The organism is Microbacterium sp. NPDC058342, assembly GCF_042723935.1.
GTDB lineage: Bacteria > Actinomycetota > Actinomycetes > Actinomycetales > Microbacteriaceae > Microbacterium.
This window is the reverse complement of record NZ_JBHXID010000001.1, coordinates 1014013-1029688: the sequence shown is the minus strand read 5'-3', so window position 1 is coordinate 1029688 and position 15676 is coordinate 1014013. Positions and strand designations below refer to the sequence as shown.

The 15676-nt window shown below is 69.8% G+C and carries 16 protein-coding genes; 10 read left to right on the top strand and 6 right to left on the bottom strand.

What is annotated here, in order from left to right; all coding sequences use genetic code 11:
- Window positions 1–44: 44 nt before the first annotated feature.
- Complete coding sequence (locus ACFWHT_RS04615) at window positions 45–1061, bottom strand: 4-hydroxy-3-methylbut-2-enyl diphosphate reductase (protein WP_378827897.1); 1017 nt, start codon at window positions 1059–1061, stop codon at window positions 45–47.
- 147 nt (window positions 1062–1208) lie between these two features.
- Here ACFWHT_RS04615 and xseA point away from each other — a divergent pair, with 147 nt between their 5' ends.
- The 6 genes from xseA to ACFWHT_RS04585 all read left to right on the top strand — a co-directional run bounded on the left by xseA (window position 1209) and on the right by ACFWHT_RS04585 (window position 8015).
- Window positions 1209–2486 (top strand): exodeoxyribonuclease VII large subunit, encoded by a 1278-nt coding sequence (xseA, locus tag ACFWHT_RS04610; RefSeq protein WP_378825882.1) that lies wholly within the window; start codon window positions 1209–1211, stop codon window positions 2484–2486.
- Window positions 2487–2535: 49 nt separating this feature from the next.
- Window positions 2536–2766, top strand: a complete 231-nt coding sequence (locus ACFWHT_RS04605; protein WP_378825880.1) for an exodeoxyribonuclease VII small subunit — start codon at window positions 2536–2538, stop codon at window positions 2764–2766.
- Complete coding sequence (locus ACFWHT_RS04600; protein WP_378825877.1) at window positions 2763–3404, top strand: DUF4245 family protein; 642 nt, start codon at window positions 2763–2765, stop codon at window positions 3402–3404. The genes ACFWHT_RS04605 and ACFWHT_RS04600 overlap by 4 nt, the downstream gene beginning before the upstream one ends.
- On the top strand, window positions 3401–4072 hold the full coding sequence (locus ACFWHT_RS04595) for a carbonic anhydrase (protein WP_378825875.1): 672 nt from the start codon (window positions 3401–3403) through the stop codon (window positions 4070–4072). The genes ACFWHT_RS04600 and ACFWHT_RS04595 overlap by 4 nt, the downstream gene beginning before the upstream one ends.
- The gene (locus tag ACFWHT_RS04590) at window positions 4069–5484 is read left to right on the top strand and encodes a class II fumarate hydratase (protein WP_378825873.1); all 1416 of its coding nucleotides are present in this window, start codon (window positions 4069–4071) and stop codon (window positions 5482–5484) included. Before ACFWHT_RS04595 ends, ACFWHT_RS04590 begins: the two co-directional genes overlap by 4 nt.
- Window positions 5485–5711: 227 nt before the next feature.
- Window positions 5712–8015 carry a PhoX family protein gene (locus tag ACFWHT_RS04585; protein WP_378827895.1) on the top strand — a complete coding sequence of 768 codons (2304 nt, stop codon included), beginning with the start codon at window positions 5712–5714 and terminating at the stop codon, window positions 8013–8015.
- 58 nt (window positions 8016–8073) lie between these two features.
- Here ACFWHT_RS04585 and ACFWHT_RS04580 read toward each other — a convergent pair whose 3' ends face one another.
- Together ACFWHT_RS04580 and ACFWHT_RS04575 are read right to left on the bottom strand one after the other, a co-directional pair.
- Window positions 8074–9438: a PhoH family protein gene (locus ACFWHT_RS04580; protein WP_378825871.1), complete on the bottom strand. Its 1365-nt coding sequence runs from the start codon at window positions 9436–9438 to the stop codon at window positions 8074–8076.
- Between the two features lie 204 nt (window positions 9439–9642).
- Complete coding sequence (locus tag ACFWHT_RS04575; protein ID WP_378825869.1) at window positions 9643–10425, bottom strand: isoprenyl transferase; 783 nt, start codon at window positions 10423–10425, stop codon at window positions 9643–9645.
- Window positions 10426–10516: 91 nt separating this feature from the next.
- On the opposite strand from ACFWHT_RS04575, the gene ACFWHT_RS04570 reads away from it, so the two are divergent.
- Window positions 10517–11251 carry a hemolysin III family protein gene (locus ACFWHT_RS04570; protein ID WP_378825867.1) on the top strand — a complete coding sequence of 245 codons (735 nt, stop codon included), beginning with the start codon at window positions 10517–10519 and terminating at the stop codon, window positions 11249–11251.
- 73 nt (window positions 11252–11324) lie between these two features.
- Entirely contained in the window at window positions 11325–11798 is a 474-nt protein-coding gene (locus tag ACFWHT_RS04565; protein WP_378825865.1) for an S-ribosylhomocysteine lyase, read from the top strand.
- A 24-nt stretch (window positions 11799–11822) separates the two neighbouring features.
- Here the strand turns inward: ACFWHT_RS04565 and ACFWHT_RS04560 are convergent, their stop codons facing one another.
- Complete coding sequence (locus tag ACFWHT_RS04560; RefSeq protein ID WP_378825862.1) at window positions 11823–12056, bottom strand: hypothetical protein; 234 nt, start codon at window positions 12054–12056, stop codon at window positions 11823–11825.
- A gap of 74 nt (window positions 12057–12130) precedes the next feature.
- Between ACFWHT_RS04560 and ACFWHT_RS04555 the strand changes: the two genes are divergently transcribed.
- Together ACFWHT_RS04555 and greA are read left to right on the top strand one after the other, a co-directional pair.
- Complete coding sequence (locus tag ACFWHT_RS04555; RefSeq protein WP_378825861.1) at window positions 12131–12517, top strand: DUF4307 domain-containing protein; 387 nt, start codon at window positions 12131–12133, stop codon at window positions 12515–12517.
- A gap of 120 nt (window positions 12518–12637) precedes the next feature.
- Window positions 12638–13126: a transcription elongation factor GreA gene (gene greA / locus ACFWHT_RS04550; protein ID WP_378825859.1), complete on the top strand. Its 489-nt coding sequence runs from the start codon at window positions 12638–12640 to the stop codon at window positions 13124–13126.
- 85 nt (window positions 13127–13211) lie between these two features.
- On the opposite strand, the gene ilvA is transcribed toward greA, so the two are convergent.
- Both ilvA and ACFWHT_RS04540 read right to left on the bottom strand, forming a co-directional pair.
- Window positions 13212–14441 (bottom strand): threonine ammonia-lyase, encoded by a 1230-nt coding sequence (gene ilvA / locus ACFWHT_RS04545; protein WP_378825857.1) that lies wholly within the window; start codon window positions 14439–14441, stop codon window positions 13212–13214.
- Window positions 14438–15634: an AI-2E family transporter gene (locus ACFWHT_RS04540; protein ID WP_378825855.1), complete on the bottom strand. Its 1197-nt coding sequence runs from the start codon at window positions 15632–15634 to the stop codon at window positions 14438–14440. Before ACFWHT_RS04540 ends, ilvA begins: the two co-directional genes overlap by 4 nt.
- Between the last annotated feature and the right edge of the window lie 42 nt (window positions 15635–15676).

Below are 15676 nucleotides of genomic sequence, written 5' to 3'. Positions count from 1 at the left end.
GTCCAGGCTAGCGGTCGCACCTCGGCCTCAGCCGTGAGCGCGCCTCACCGGGAGGTGCGGCCGCCCAGCGCGCGCTCGTCGCGCTTGCCGGCGGAATCCTGACGCAGTTCCTTCGGGAGCGAGAACATGAGGTCCTCCTCGGCGGTGCGCACCTCTTCGACATCGTCGTAACCGGCTTCGCCGAGAGCCTCGAGCACCTCCTGCACGAGCACCTCGGGCACCGACGCGCCACTGGTGACGCCCACCGTGCGCACCCCGTCGAGCCACGACTGCTGAACCTCGTCGGCGTAGTCCACGCGATACGCCGCCTTGGCACCGTATTCGAGAGCGACCTCGACCAGTCGAACGCTGTTGGACGAGTTCGCCGAGCCGACGACGATCACCAGGTCGGCGTCCTTCGCGACCTTCTTGATCGCCACCTGACGGTTCTGCGTCGCGTAGCAGATGTCGTCCGACGGCGGATTGTGCAACTCCGGGAAGCGCGTGCGCAGCCGGTTCACGGTCTCCATCGTCTCGTCGACCGAGAGCGTGGTCTGGGACAGCCAGACGACCTTGGACGGATCCTTCACCTGCACGGTGTCGGCCTCCTCGGGCGAGTTCACGATCGTCACGTGGTCGGGCGCCTCGCCCGCCGTGCCCTCGACCTCCTCGTGGCCGTCATGGCCGATGAGCAGGATCTCGTAGTCGTCCCGCGCGAAGCGCACTGCCTCTCGGTGCACCTTGGTCACCAGCGGACAGGTCGCGTCGATCGCATGCAGACCACGGTCGGATGCCGCGTTCACCACCGCCGGCGAGACGCCGTGCGCGCTGAAGACGACGTGCGCTCCCTCCGGAACCTCGTCGACCTCGTCGACGAAGATCGCCCCCTTCGCCTCGAGCTCGGTGACCACGTGGATGTTGTGCACGATCTGCTTGCGCACGTACACGGGGGCACCGTAGCGCTCCAGCGCCTTCTCGACGGCGACGACGGCACGGTCGACACCGGCGCAGTATCCGCGCGGCGCCGCCAGAAGCACCCTCTTGAGACCGTCCACCGGCCGGTTCTCGAGACGCGTGCGCACAGCGGCGCGACGCCGGCTGGGAACCTGCGGGACGGGAAGGGAGACGGGTGCGGAGCTCACCCCTGAAGTCTACCGGCGCCACCTGTCCGAGGGCCGGGAGCGGGCATCCCGGACGCACCCGTCGGAGGCATCCCCGACAATGGAGGCATGACCGTCTTCGAAGCAGCCGCGATACCCGGCCAGCCGCCGCCGGCGGACTCGGTCGCGCCGCGCGACTCGACGCCGGATGCCCCCACCTCCGTCGCCAGGCTCAACGGCACGATCCGCGATTTCGTCGCGCGCTGGAACACGGTCTGGGTGGAGGGCGAGATCACCGCGTGGAACGTCCGCGCCGGCAACGTGTTCGCGCGGCTCAAGGACAGCCGCTCCGAAGCGCAGATCTCGATCAGGATCTGGTCGAGCGTGCGCGCGCGCGTCCCGCGCGACCTCGCCGTCGGAGACCACGTCGTCGCCGCGGTGAAGGCCGACTACTTCGTCAAGGGCGGCGACTTCAGCTTCATCGTCTCGGCCATGAAGCACGTCGGCTTCGGCGACCAGCTCGAACGGCTGGAGAGGCTGCGTGCGCAGCTGCGCCAAGAGGGGCTGTTCGACCAGAGCCGCAAGAAGCCGGTGCCCTTCCTGCCCCACTGCATCGGCCTGATCACCGGAGAGCGCTCGGACGCCGAGAAGGATGTGCACCGCAACGCCGAGCTGCGCTGGCCCCAGGTGCACTTCCGCACCGAGCACGTCGCCGTGCAGGGCGACCGCAGCGTCTCGGAAGTGCTCGCGGCGCTGAAGCGGCTGGATGCCGACCCCGACGTGGACGTGATCATCATCGCCCGCGGCGGCGGCGATCCGCAGACACTGCTCGGCTTCAGCGACGAACGGCTCGTGCGTGCCGTGGCCGCGGCATCCACCCCCATCGTCAGCGCGATCGGTCACGAGAACGACCACCCTCTGCTCGACGACGTCGCCGACCTGCGCGCGTCGACGCCGACGGACGCGGCCAAACGCGTCGTCCCCGACGTCGGAGAGCAGCGCGCGCTCATCGCACAGCTGCGCGCCCGCGCGACCGGACGGCTCACGCAGCGACTCTCCCACGACATCGCCCAGCTCGAGCAGCTGCGCTCGCGGCCCGTGCTGCGCTCCCCCGAGCCGATCATCGCCGAACGCGCACAGGACGTGTGGCTGCTGGCATCCCGCGGCCGCGACACCCTCACCCGTCGCCTGGATGCCGCCCAGCGGACCACCGCCGAGCTGCGGGCGTCGTTGCGCGCACTGTCACCCGCGGCCACATTGGCCCGCGGCTATGCGATCGTGCACCGCGACGGGGGGCGCATCCTGCGAGACGCCGCCGAGGCGCCGGCCGGCACGGCCCTCACCGTCACGGTCGACCGCGGGTCGGTGCGCGCACTCTCGGAGGGCGAGATCCCCGAGCAGGCGTGAGCGCGGCTGCCCGGACGGAAGCGCCGCGCCCCGCCGGTAGGATGGTGGGGTGACCGCGTCCAACGACACCCCCGTCGAATCGCTGTCGTTCGAGGCCGCCCGCGACGAGCTCGTGCGCGTGGTCGCCGAGCTCGAACAGGGTTCCCCCACGCTGGAGCACTCCCTCGCCCTCTGGGAGCGAGGCGAAGCGCTCGCGGCACGCTGCGAGGAGTGGCTGCTGGGCGCCAAGCGCCGCCTGGACGCGGCCCGCGACGCGGTATCGGCCGAGGACGGCGAATGAGCAGGCAGCCCCGCGTCGTGGCTGGTCTCGGACGGCCCGAGACCGCGCAGGAGACCGCCGCGCGCAAGGCGGAGTCCAGCCGCGTCTATCGCTCGAGCCAGACGTTCCGCAACCTCATCGCGGCGCTCATCGTGACGGTCGCCGTGGTCGCGGTGATCGTCTTCGCGGTTCCGCGCGGCGAGCCGACGGCGCGCCCCGAGATCGACGTCGCGAGGATCGCCGCCGACGTGGAGTCCACCTCCGGCCGCCCCGTGCTCGTTCCCGACCTCGGGGACTTCTGGCGGGTCAACGCCGCGCACCTCGAGGGCGGCGCAGTCTCGGTGTGGACCATCACGCTGGCACCGGCGGGCGAGCGCGAGCGCGGCTTCATCACCGTGTCGCAGGCATTCGACGCCGACGTCGACTGGGCCCCCCAGGAGACGGGCGGCATGGCTCCGACCGGGACCACGCAGGTCGGCGGCATGACCTGGGACGAGTTCGACATGGGCGAGCGCGGCTCCGCGAACGTCACCTACGCGCTGGGCACTCAGGCGGGACCCGACTACGTGCTGCTCTACGGGTCGCGCTCCGAGGAGTCCGCGAAGGAGCTCGCCGCATCCCTGACCGACCAGATCAGCGACCTGAAGGAGGCCGAATGACCACGACGCTCACCCCTGCCGAGGCGTGGCAGCAGATGATCGAGGGCAACCGCCGCTTCATCGCCGGCACCCCCGCGCACCCGCATCAGGACACCGAGCGACGCGCCGAGCTCGCCAACGGGCAGCATCCGATCGCAACCTTCCTGGGATGCTCCGACTCGCGCGTCGCGGCCGAGACCCTCTTCGACGTCGGTCTCGGCGACCTGTTCACCGTCCGCAACGCCGGGCACATGGTCACCGACTCATCGGTGGCCAGCATCGAGTACGCCGTCGGCCTGCTCGACGTCCCGCTTCTCATCGTGCTCGCGCACGACTCCTGCGGCGCGGTCGCCGCCGCGGTGCAGGGCACGGCGATCGACGCGGCCCCGCTGCCGCCGAACATCTGGAAGCTCATCGCCCCGATCGTGCCGGCCGCCCGGCGCGTGCTGCAGGAGAGCGGTGGCGCGTCCGTCGCCGACATCGACCCCGAGCAGGTCGGCCGCGAGCACCTGCGCAACACCATCTCCGGGCTGCTGCAGTCGTCCGAGATCATCAGCACCGCCGTCGAGGAGGGCCGCCTGGCCATCGTCGGCGCGAAGTACCGCCTGACCGACGGCACCGCCGTCCCGGTCGCCCAGGTCGGCCTCGCCGACACCGACATCCCCTCTCTCGCGAAGGAGCAGAAGTGACCGACACCCAGCACGTCGAAAACGAGCCGGCGTTCCGCATCGAGCACGACACCATGGGCGAGGTGCGCGTGCCCGTCAACGCGCTCTACAGCGCCCAGACTCAGCGCGCCGTGGAGAACTTCCCCATCTCGGGCAAGGGGCTCGAGTCGACCCAGATCGCCGCGCTGGCGCGAATCAAGAAGGCCGCAGCCCTGGCCAACAAGGACCTCGGCACCCTCGACGGCGCCATCGCCGACGCGATCGCGCGGGCGGCAGACGAGGTGGCCTCCGGCAAGCACGACGGCGAGTTCCCGGTGGACACCTACCAGACCGGCTCGGGCACCTCCTCGAACATGAACATGAACGAGGTGCTCGCCACTCTCGCCACCGGCATCCTGGGCTCCGCGGTGCACCCGAACGACCACGTCAACGCCTCGCAGTCGTCGAACGACGTTTTCCCCACCTCGGTGCACATCGCGGTCACGCAGGCGCTCATCGACACCCTCATCCCCTCGCTCGACCACCTCGCCGTCGCCCTCGAGACGAAGGCCGAGCTGTGGAAGGACGTGGTCAAATCGGGCCGCACCCACCTGATGGACGCCACCCCGGTGACCCTCGGGCAGGAGTTCGGCGGGTACGCCCGCCAGCTGCGCCTGGGCATCGAGCGCGTGCAGTCCGCGCTCCCCCGCGTCGCGGAGGTGCCGCTCGGCGGCACCGCCGTGGGCACCGGCATCAACACCCCCCTCGGCTTCCCGCAGAAGGTCATCGAGCTGCTCGCCGCCGAGACCGAGCTGCCGATCACCGAGGCGAAGGACCACTTCGAGGCCCAGGCCAACCGCGACGGTCTCGTCGAGGCATCCGGAGCACTGCGCACCATCGCGGTATCGCTGACGAAGATCAACAACGACCTGCGCTGGATGGGCTCGGGGCCGAACACGGGACTGGGCGAGCTGCACATCCCCGACCTGCAGCCCGGCTCGTCGATCATGCCCGGCAAGGTGAACCCGGTCGTCCCCGAGGCGGTGCTGATGGTGTGCGCCCGCGTGATCGGCAATGACGCCACCGTCGCCTGGGCGGGAGCATCCGGCTCCTTCGAGCTGAACGTCGCCATCCCGGTGATGGGCACGGCGCTGCTCGAGTCGATCCGCCTGCTGTCCAACGCCGTGCGCGTGCTGGCCGACAAGACCATCGATGGCCTCGAGGCGAACGTCGAGCGCGCCGCCGCCTTTGCGGGCATGAGCCCGTCGATCGTGACCCCGCTGAACAAGGTGATCGGCTACGAGGCTGCCGCCAAGATCGCCAAGCACGCGGTCGCCCAGGGCATCACCGTGCGCGACGCAGTGATCGATCTCGGGTACGTCGAGCGCGGCGAGATCACCGAAGAGGTGCTCGACGCCAAGCTCGACCTGCTGTCGATGACGCACCCGGGCTGAGCCCGGCCGCACTCGTCCCGGTCCGTCGACCACCCCGCGGGGGTCCGGCGGGCCGGGATTTTCCGTCTCCGCACGAGGACCGCTGCCTCGATCGGCGCACGGGGAGTTCGCTTCTGGTTCACCTCGCCGACACGGTGACTTGATCTGCTGGGCGACGAGCGCTCTGCTCTCCAACACCCCGTCGAGGAGTCCCCGTGGTCCTGAACATCGGTCGAACGCAACTGCCCATGGCGAGCCACGTGCGCGGCAAGCGCAGCGCCGTCACCTGCCACCTGAAGTGCGCGAACGCGTGCGCGGACGGCGTCTGCAACACCTCGACGAACGGCTACCTGCGCGACATCATCGACGCCCAGCTGTCGCGCCGGTCGATGCTCGGGTTCAGCGCGGCCGCGATCGCGGGCGTCGTTCTCGCGCCGGCCCTGTCGGGCGGGCAGCCCGCGGCAGCCGCTTCCGGCGTTCCGATGGCCCCTGTGGGCGCCACGGGCGCCTTCGGCTTCACGCCCATCGACCCCGTCGCCCACACGGTCGACAGCATGGTCGTCCCGCAGGGTTTCGACTGGGCGCCGATGATCCGGTGGGGCGACCCCCTGTTCGCCGACTCTCCCGCCTTCGACGCCACGAACCAGACCGCCGAGGCGCAGTCACGCCAGTTCGGCTACAACGTCGACTACACCGACGTGATCCGCACCTCCCCCACCACGGCGATCCTGTTCGTCAACCACGAGTACACGAACGAGGGCATCATGTTCCCCGCCGAGCAGCTCGCCGGCGACGTCGACCGGGTGCGGCGGGTGGGCCTCAAGGCGCACGGCCTGAGCGTGGTCGACCTCGTCCGCACCGACGAGACGGCGCCCTGGGTTCCCGTCGTCGGCGGCGCCCACAACCGCCGCTTCCTGGACGACACCCCCTACGTCTTCACCGGGCCGGCAGCGGGCATGCCACTGCTGCAGACCTCGGCAGACCCCGCCGGCGGCACGGCGCTCGGCACGTTCGGCAACTGCGCCGGGGGGACGACACCATGGGGAACGATCCTCAGCGGCGAGGAGAACTTCAACGGGTACTTCCGCGCATCCGGCGTCTCGGCCGCCGATCGGCGGTACGGCCTTAAGGACGCCGAGACAGCACGCGGCTGGGAGCACGTCGACCCGCGGTTCGACGCACGCTCGGCGGGCTTCGAGAACGAAGTCAACCGGTTCGGCTGGGTCGTGGAGATCGACCCCTCCGACCCGACGTCCGTCCCCCGCAAGCACACCTCGCTCGGCCGGCTCAAGCACGAGGGCGCCAACGTCATCATCGCGGCGAACGGCAAGGCCGTGGCCTACATGGGAGACGACGAGCGCTTCGACTACCTCTACAAGTTCGTGTCGCGGGAATCGCACATCGAAGGCGACCGCGCGCACAACATGACGCTGCTCGAGAACGGCGACCTGTACGTCGCCCGGTTCACCGGCGATTCTCCCGCCGGTGAGATCGACGGCACCGGATCGGTGCCGGCCGACGGCGGCTTCGGCGGCAGCGGCGAATGGCTGCCCCTGGTCGTCGACGGCGCCTCCGCGGTGGAAGAGATGTCGGTCGCCGAGGTCCTCGTGTACACCCGTCTCGCGGCCGACAGGGTCGGTGCCACGAAGATGGACCGACCCGAGGACGTCGAGCCGAATCCGGTCACCGGTCGGGTCTACGTCGCCTGCACCAACAACACCGATCGCGGCACCGCCGACAGCGCCGGGCCCGACGAGGTCAATCCCCGCACGGAGAACCGCGATGGCCACGTGATCGAGATCACCGAGACCGGAGGGGATCAGACGGCGACGACGTTCGCCTGGACCCTGCTGCTCGTTGCCGGCGACCCGTCGAAGAACTCCTCGGCCTATTTCTCCGGGTTCCCGGCCGACCAGGTGTCGCCGATCTCCTGCCCGGACAACCTCGCCTTCGACAGCGCCGGGAATCTCTGGGTCTCGACCGACGGCGCCCCCAGCGTCATCGGTTACAACGACGGCCTCTTCCGCGTGACGCTCGAGGGCGCCGAGCGGGGGAAGGTCGAGCAGTTCCTCTCCGTGCCGCGTGAAGCCGAGACCTGCGGTCCGGTCATCCACGACGACGAGCGGCGTGTGTTCGTCTCGGTGCAGCACCCGGGCGAGGACGGCAGTTTCGAGCAGCCGACCTCGCTCTTCCCGGACGCCATGCGTCCTGCTCCGCTGGCGAGCGCCGGCGGAGGGACTCTCGGCATCCCGCGCCCGTCCGTCATCCAGGCGTTCCCGGTGACCACACCCACCCCCACACCCACTCCCACTCCCACTCCGGTGCCGACGCCCGACCCGACCGGTGGCCCGACGCCTCCTGTCGAGTCGGCGCCTCCCACCCCGGGCACCGGCGGCTCTCAGGGCGGGAACGGATCGTCGGGAGGGCTCGCCACGACCGGCGGCGGCGCGGTCGGCGGGCTGGTCGCAGCGGCCGGACTGCTCGCCGCGGCCGGTGCCGCACTCCTGCGCCGCCGCATGCGCGACGAGGGCGCTCCCGACATCGAGAGCTGAGTCTCAGGCGGATGCCGCGCGGAACGGGTCCGCGCGGCATCCGCCTCGCCTCACCGTGTCAGCTGAGCTCGGAACCCTCGAGCAGCTCCGTGACCAGCGCGGCGATCGCCGAGCGCTCGGAACGCGTGAGGGTGACGTGACCGAAGAGGTCGTGACCCTTGAGCGTCTCGATCACGCTGGCGATGCCGTCGTGGCGGCCCACGCGGAGGTTGTCACGCTGACCGACGTCGTGGGTGAGCACGACGCGGGAGTTCTGTCCCATCCTGCTCAGCACGGTCAGCAGCACGTTGCGCTCCAGCGACTGGGCCTCGTCGACGATCACGAAGGCGTCGTGCAGTGAGCGGCCCCGGATGTGAGTGAGGGGCAGCACCTCGAGCATCCCGCGCTCGACCACCTCTTCGAGCACGTTGCCGGAGACGACCGATCCGAGAGTGTCGAACACCGCCTGGCCCCACGGGTTCATCTTCTCGCCCTGGTCGCCGGGAAGGTAGCCGAGCTCCTGCCCGCCGACGGCGAACAGCGGACGGAAGACGATGATCTTCTTCTGCTGCTGCCTCTCCAGCACCGCCTCGAGTCCCGCGCACAGCGCCAGAGCCGACTTTCCCGTTCCCGCGCGACCGCCGAGCGAGACGATGCCCACCTCCGGGTCCAGCAGCAGGTCGATGGCGATGCGCTGCTCCGCCGAGCGACCGTGCAGGCCGAACACCTCCCGATCACCGCGCACGAGCCGGTACTCGCCGTCGCCGACGACCCGCCCGAGGGCGGATCCGCGCTCGGAGTGGATGATCAGTCCGGTGTTGACGGGAACGCCGCGCACTTCCTCGCTGAGCCCGACCTCGCTCTCGTACAGGTCGCTCATCTCGTCGCCCGACAGGTCCAGGGACGAGATCCCGGTCCAGCCGGAATCGATGGCCTGCTCCGCGAGGTACTCCTCGGCGACCAGACCGAGCGAGGCGGCCTTGACGCGCATCGGCAGATCCTTGGACACGATCGTGACGGCCTGGCCGTCCTGGGCGAGCTGGGCCGCGGTCGCGAGGATGCGGCTGTCGTTGTCGCTGAGCCGGATGCCCGCGGGCAGGATCGACAGGTCGGCGCTGCCGAGCTCGACGCGCAGCGTGCCTCCCTCTCCGACCTCGACCGGGAAGTCGAGACGTCCGTGCTCCACGCGCAGCTCATCGAGATGGCGCAGTGCACGGCGGGCGAAGTAGCCGAGCTCGGGATCGTGACGCTTGGCCTCGAGTTCGGAGATCACCACGACCGGCAGGACGATGGAGTGCTCTGCGAAGCGGAAGAGGGCCTGCGGGTCGCTGAGCAGGACGGACGTGTCGAGCACATATGTGCGAAGAGCCGTGTCATCGTGTGACACGGCTCCGGTTCCGACGGCCCTGCGGGTGGACTGCTGCTGCGCTGAACGTGTGGTCACGATCCACTCCTACCCGGGATGATCCCGGCTCTGCAGCGAGTCGACCAGGGGTCACGAGTCGCGATCCTGAAGGCCGACCCGATCGGACACGGTGCCCGATGCCTAGAAGGTAAGCCAGCGGCGCCGGGCGCGCGGGATGGACACGCGGGCGTGTCGTCTTAATGGCTCGTGAACCTCCGGTGGCGGATGCCACGAGCGCGGCGCTCAACGTCCGAACCGGCGGTCCCGATCGGCGAAATCGCGGATGGCGCGCAGGAAGTCGATCTCGCGCAGGTCGGGGCCGAGCGCCTCGACGAAGTAGAACTCGCTGTGCGCGCTCTGCCACAGCAGGAAGTCGCTCAGCCGCTGCTCGCCGCTCGTGCGGATGACGAGGTCGGGATCGGGCTGGCCGCCGGTGTACAGGTGCTCCCCGATCATCTCCGGCGTCAGCTGCGCGGCGAGGTCCTCGAGCGTGCCGCCGGAGGCGTTGTGCTGGCCGATGATGCTGCGCACCGCGTCGACGATCTCGTTGCGTCCGCCGTACCCGACCGCGAGGTTCACGTGCAGTCCCGTGTGGCCCCTCGTGCGCTCTTGGGCGTCATCGAGCACACGGGACAGCTCGGGCGGAAGGAGGTCGGAGCGGCCCACCTGCTGCACCCGCCAGCTGCCGTGCCGGGAGAGGCTCTCGGCGAGCTCGGCGATGATCTCGATGAGATCGCCGATCTCCTTCGAGTCGCGCTTGGTCAGGTTGTCGGCGGACAGCAGGTAGAGGGAGACGACCCCGACGCCCAGCTCATCGCACCAGCCGAGGAACTCTCGCATCTTCGCCGCTCCCGCACGATGACCGTCGGCGGCGGACTCATAGCCGAGCTGACGCGCCCAGCGCCGGTTGCCGTCGATCATCATCGCGACGTGGTGGGGGACCTTCGCCGGATCGATGCGTCGGCGGAGCCGGTTCCCGTAGAGCCAGTAGAGGGGGCCTCGCCCCGAGCTCTCGCGTGCAGTCACGTGCCTACGCTACCGCCCGGCGCCTGGGCGCCCGCGGAGTGCCCGGGCACATGTACTTCAGTCGGCATGCGCAGGAGCCTAGAGTGGGCACGTGAGCACCCCAGCCGCCGGCAGTCCCGACGTTCCTCAGCTCCCCCTGCTCGACGCCGCGGCGAGGGATGCGACCGTCGAGATCAAACCGAGCTGGCGAGGCTGGATACACGCGGGCACGTTCCCCGTCGCCGTCGCGGCCGGCATCGTGCTGATCGCGCTCGCGCAGGGCGCACCGGCGAAGTGGGCGGCGGCCGTGTTCATGGCGACCTCGCTGCTGCTGTTCGGCAACTCGGCGGTGTACCACCGGTTCAACTGGCGTCCCACCGTCAAGGCTGTGCTCAAACGCATCGATCACGCCAACATCCTGCTGCTGATCGCGGGCACCTACACACCCCTCGCGGTGCTCGCCCTGGCCCCGGAGAAGGGCACGCTGCTGCTCTTCCTGGTGTGGGGCGGCGCGCTGCTGGGCATCCTGTTCCGCGTCTTCTGGATCAACGCACCGCGGTGGCTGTACGTGGCGCTGTACCTCGTGCTGGGCTGGGCCGCCGTCATGTACATGGTCGACCTCGTGCAGGCCAACGTCGCGATGATGGTCCTCGTATGCGTGGGAGGCGTACTCTACACCATCGGCGCCGTCATCTATGCGATGAAGCGCCCCAATCCGTGGCCCGGTCATTTCGGCTTCCATGAGATCTTCCACGTCTGCACGGTGCTGGCCTTCCTGTGCCACTGGACCGCCTGCCTGCTGGTCTCGCTCGCCCCGCACGCGCCGTCCCTGGGCCTCCCGGGCTGAACCCGGTCGCGCTCGACGGCGCGGCGCCTGCCGCGCGTGAGATCCTGGAGTCCGGACGATCTGGAGGTTCCCCATGGCCGATGTCGAAAGCTTCACCCTCGACCACACCGCGGTGCGCGCACCGTACGTGCGCCTGATCGGCGTGGAGCGCGGGCCGAGAGGAGACGCGATCTCCAACTTCGATGTGCGCTTCGTGCAGCCGAACGAAGGCGAGATCCCCACCGCTGGTCTGCACACGATCGAGCACACGCTCGCCAGTGTGCTGCGCGATCACATCGACGGCGTCATCGACATCTCCCCGTTCGGCTGCCGCACCGGCTTCCACCTGATCATGTGGGGCGAGCCGCATGTGGCTGACGTGGTCGCGGCCGTGCGCGCCGGCCTGGAGTTCATCGCCGGCCCCGCCGAGTGGAGCGACGTACCCGGGGTCTCCGCGGTCGAGTGCGGCAATTACCGCGATCACAGCCTGCACAGCGCCAAGGAGTGGTCGAGGCGGATCCTCGACCAGGGGCTCAGCCTCGACGCCTTCGAGCGCGTCGGGGTGTGAGGGACCCAGCCCGCTGAGAGGCGATCAGTCGCGCGGACCGTCCTCGTCGGCCGCCGCCTGCTCGGCGTCGAGCTCGGCGCGTACCTCCTCGCGATAGCGCACACGGCGGATACGACGGTTCATGTCCCAGATCAGCAGCACCACGACGGCGACGATGAAGACGATCACGGCGAAGCCCCAGGGACCCGGCGTCACCAGGTTGGGATCGACCGTCATCGTCGGCGTCGGCATCGGGGTCTTCTCGCCGAACGGGAGCATGGGTCCGCCTTTCCTCCTCAGGTCGAATAACCTGGGAACACCAGCCTATCCGCCGCCCGAGGAACGGAAGCCCAGTGACCACCGCACGTGAGCTCGACGAGCGCTACGGCCGCACCGGCCGCCGCCGGCTGCCCTGGGTGATCGGGATCGCGGTCGCCGCGGCGGTCGTCATCGCCTTCGGGTGGATGACGGTGGTCGGGCAGATGAACGCGGTGGACGCCGATGACATCGGCTTCACGGTGACCGATGCGCACAGCGTCGACCTGCGGTTCCAGTACACCGCCCCGCAAGGGGCCGACGTGGCCTGCGTGGTGCAGGCGCTGGACAAGGAGTTCGGTGTGGTGGGCTGGAAGGTGGTGGAGATCCCCGGAACCGAGTCGCACGAGAGGGCGATCGACGTGCGCATCCCGACCGTGGCGGAGGCCACGACGAGTTTGGTGAAGACCTGCTGGGTCGCCTAGACTCGTCCGCAAGACGACCGACGCCCCGGCCCACGCCGGGGCGTCTTGGCATACCCCCGGGTCTCGCATGACGGCCCGGCATCCCACAGCCCCGAAGGGGCCCGCACGAAGGAGCACGCTGTGTCCACAGACGCTCAGGTACCGTTCCTCACCCAGGAGGCCTACGATCGGCTCGTCGACGAGCTCGAGCACCTCTCCACCGTCGGTCGCGACGAGATCGCGGCGCGCATCGAGGCCGCACGCGAAGAGGGCGATCTCAAGGAGAACGGCGGCTACCACGCCGCCAAGGACGAGCAGGGAAAGCAGGAGGCCCGCATCCGCACCCTGCAGCAGCTTCTGAAGACCGCGCGGGTCGGCGAGGCACCCACCAGCCGCGGCATCGTCGAGCCGGGCACCGTGGTCACCGCGATCGTCGCCGGCGACGAGGAGGTCTTCCTGCTCGGCAGCCGTGAGATCGCGGCCGGCGGCGACCTGGACGTGTACAGCGAGGCCAGCCCGCTGGGCAAGGCCATCCTGGGTCTCAAGGTCGGCGAGAAGTCGAGCTACGAGGCGCCCAACGGCCGCTCGATCGCCGTGGAGATCACCGGGGTCGAGACCTACACTGGCTGATCCGCGTCCAGCACGCGAAGACGGCGGGATGCCCTTTCGAGGGGCATCCCGCCGTCGCGTTCCTGAAGAGAACCGCCGGCTCGGGTCAGTCGGGGAGGATCTGCGGCGCGAAACCGGCCGCGCGCAGCGTGTCGAGCGCGAGCTGAGTGTGCTCCGGGCCGCGCGTCTCGATGGAGAGCTGCAGGATCATCTCACTGATCTGCAGGCCGTGTCCGTGCCGCGTGTGCAGCACCTCCATGACGTTCGCGCCGACCTGCGCGAGCACTTCCGACACCTTCGCCAGCTGTCCGGGTCGGTCGGGCAGCGGGATGCGCACCGAGGCGTATCGACCGGATGCCGCCAGGCCGTGCGACACCACCCGCTGCAGGAGCATGGGATCGATGTTGCCGCCCGACAGGATCGGCACCGTGGTGCCCGTGCCGCTCACCTTGCCCGCGAGGATCGCCGCGACGCCGACGGCGCCGGCCGGCTCGACGACCACCTTCGCGTGCTCGAGCAGCACGAGCAGGGCGCGGGCGATGTCGTCCTCGGTGACGGTGACGACCTCGTCGACGTACTCGCGGATGATCTCGAACGGCACCTGTCCGGGGCGGGCGACGAGGATGCCGTCGGCGATCGTCGGATGCGTGGTGATCTCCACCGGATGACCGGCATCCAGGGAGGGCGGCATCGCGGCGGCGTTCTCGGCCTGCACTCCGATCACCCGCACGCTGCGGCCGGCCGCCGCGGCGGCCTGCCTGATCGCCGCGGCGACCCCGGCGATGAGCCCTCCCCCGCCGATGCCCATGATGACGGTGTCGACGTCGGGGACGTCCTGGATGATCTCCAGTCCGAGCGTGCCCTGGCCGATGACGACGTCGCGGTGGTCGAAGGGCGGGATCAGCACGGCTCCGGTGCGTTCCGCGAACTCGGCGGCCAGCCGCAGCGAGGTGGCGACCGTCTCGCCCTCGAGCACCACCTCGGCGCCGTAGCCGCGGGTGGCGAGCAGCTTGGGCACCGGCACGCCGAGAGGCATGAAGATGGTCGCCGGTATCCCCATCGACTGGGCCGCGAGCGCCACGCCCTGGGCATGGTTGCCGGCGGACGCCGCGACGACGCCGCGGGTGCGCTCCTGCTCGCTCAGCTGCGCGAGGCGATACGTCGCTCCGCGGATCTTGAACGATCCGGTGCGCTGCAGGTTCTCCATCTTCAGCAGCACCGGCGAGCCGAGCACGTCACTGAGCGCGCGCGAAAGCTCGGTGGGCGTGTGCGAGATCACGTCCGACAGGCTCTTCGCTGCGGCGGTGAACTCCGCCAGGCTGGGTACTGCGGTCATCGATTCCTCCTCGCCCGCTCACGCGGGACCATGCTCCAGATGAGATCAGCTGCGGGTTCCTCACCCGTGCGCCAGGCGCCGGTGCTGATGGTCACCGCCGCCACGTTGATGAAGGCTGCCAGCGGCACGGCGAACAGTGCTCCGGGGATGCCCGCGATCATCGCGCCGCCCGCGACGACCAGCACGACGGCGAGCGGGTGGACCTTGACCGCGGAACCCATCAGGATCGGCTGCAGGATGTGGCCCTCGAGCTGCTGCACGAAAAGCACGACCGCGAGCATGGCCAGCGCGATCCAGGGCCCGTTGTAGACGAGCGCGAGGAACACCGCGATCGCCCCTGTGACCACGGCTCCCACGATGGGGACGAAGGATCCGAGGAAGACCAGCACGGCCACGGGTATCGCCATCGGCACGCCGAGCAGGGCGGCGCCGGCGCCGATGCCGACCGCGTCGATGGCGGCGACGAGCATCTGCGTCCTGGCGTAGTTGATCACCGTGTCCCAGCCGTTGCGAGCGGCGGCGTCCGCGGCGGGCCGGGCCGCACGGGGGACCAGACGGAGGGTCCATTTCCAGATGCCGTTGCCGTCGGCCAGCAGGCAGATCAGGATGAACAGGGCGAGCAGGGCGCCGGTGAGCACTTCCGCCGCCGTGCCGGTGACGGCGCGCGCCGTGCTGAGCAGCCACTCCTGCTGCTCAGCGAGCAACGTCTGCGCCTGAGCGAGGTACTGATCGATGTCACCTTCGGTCAAGTGCAGCGGGCTTTCGAGCAGGAAGTCCTTCAGGTCCTCGATGGCGACGGCTGTGCGCTGACGCACGTCGTCAAGCTGCGCACGCACCTGCCAGACGACCAGCCAGAGCAGTCCCGTGACGATGCCGATCGTGCCGACGAGGGTCGTGGCAATGGCCAGCCAGCGCGGGAATCGCGCGCGCAGCATGAGCTGGAGGGCCGGCCACACCAGGGCGGTCACCAGGATGCCGACCATGAGCGGGATGACGAGTGCCTTGAGCAGCATGACGAGCCAGATGAACAGTGCGATCGCGCCGGCGATGACCAGCAGGCGCCACGCGTAGGCGGCGGTCACTCGCAGCGGCGGGGGAACTGCCTCATCGGCCTGCGTCGTCACGGTGCGGTCGGTGACGGGCGGATAGTGGCGGAACGGATTGCGGAACCTCGGTCTGAAGTCGTCGCTCATTGTGCAATTCTACGTATGCTCGGGCGGGCGCTCCGTCACGCG

Bases quoted from the DNA above. Each gene is read 5' to 3' on its own strand.
- ilvA (WP_378825857.1), bottom strand. From the start codon at position 14,441: ATGACCGCAGTACCCAGCCTGGCGGAGTTCACCGCCGCAGCGAAGAGC.
- ACFWHT_RS04595 (WP_378825875.1), top strand. From the start codon at position 3,401: ATGACCACGACGCTCACCCCTGCCGAGGCGTGGCAGCAGATGATCGAG.
- ACFWHT_RS04540 (WP_378825855.1), bottom strand. From the start codon at position 15,634: ATGAGCGACGACTTCAGACCGAGGTTCCGCAATCCGTTCCGCCACTAT.
- ACFWHT_RS04560 (WP_378825862.1), bottom strand. From the start codon at position 12,056: ATGCTCCCGTTCGGCGAGAAGACCCCGATGCCGACGCCGACGATGACG.
- ACFWHT_RS04585 (WP_378827895.1), top strand. From the start codon at position 5,712: ATGGCGAGCCACGTGCGCGGCAAGCGCAGCGCCGTCACCTGCCACCTG.
- xseA (WP_378825882.1), top strand. From the start codon at position 1,209: ATGACCGTCTTCGAAGCAGCCGCGATACCCGGCCAGCCGCCGCCGGCG.
- ACFWHT_RS04565 (WP_378825865.1), top strand. From the start codon at position 11,325: ATGGCCGATGTCGAAAGCTTCACCCTCGACCACACCGCGGTGCGCGCA.
- ACFWHT_RS04600 (WP_378825877.1), top strand. From the start codon at position 2,763: ATGAGCAGGCAGCCCCGCGTCGTGGCTGGTCTCGGACGGCCCGAGACC.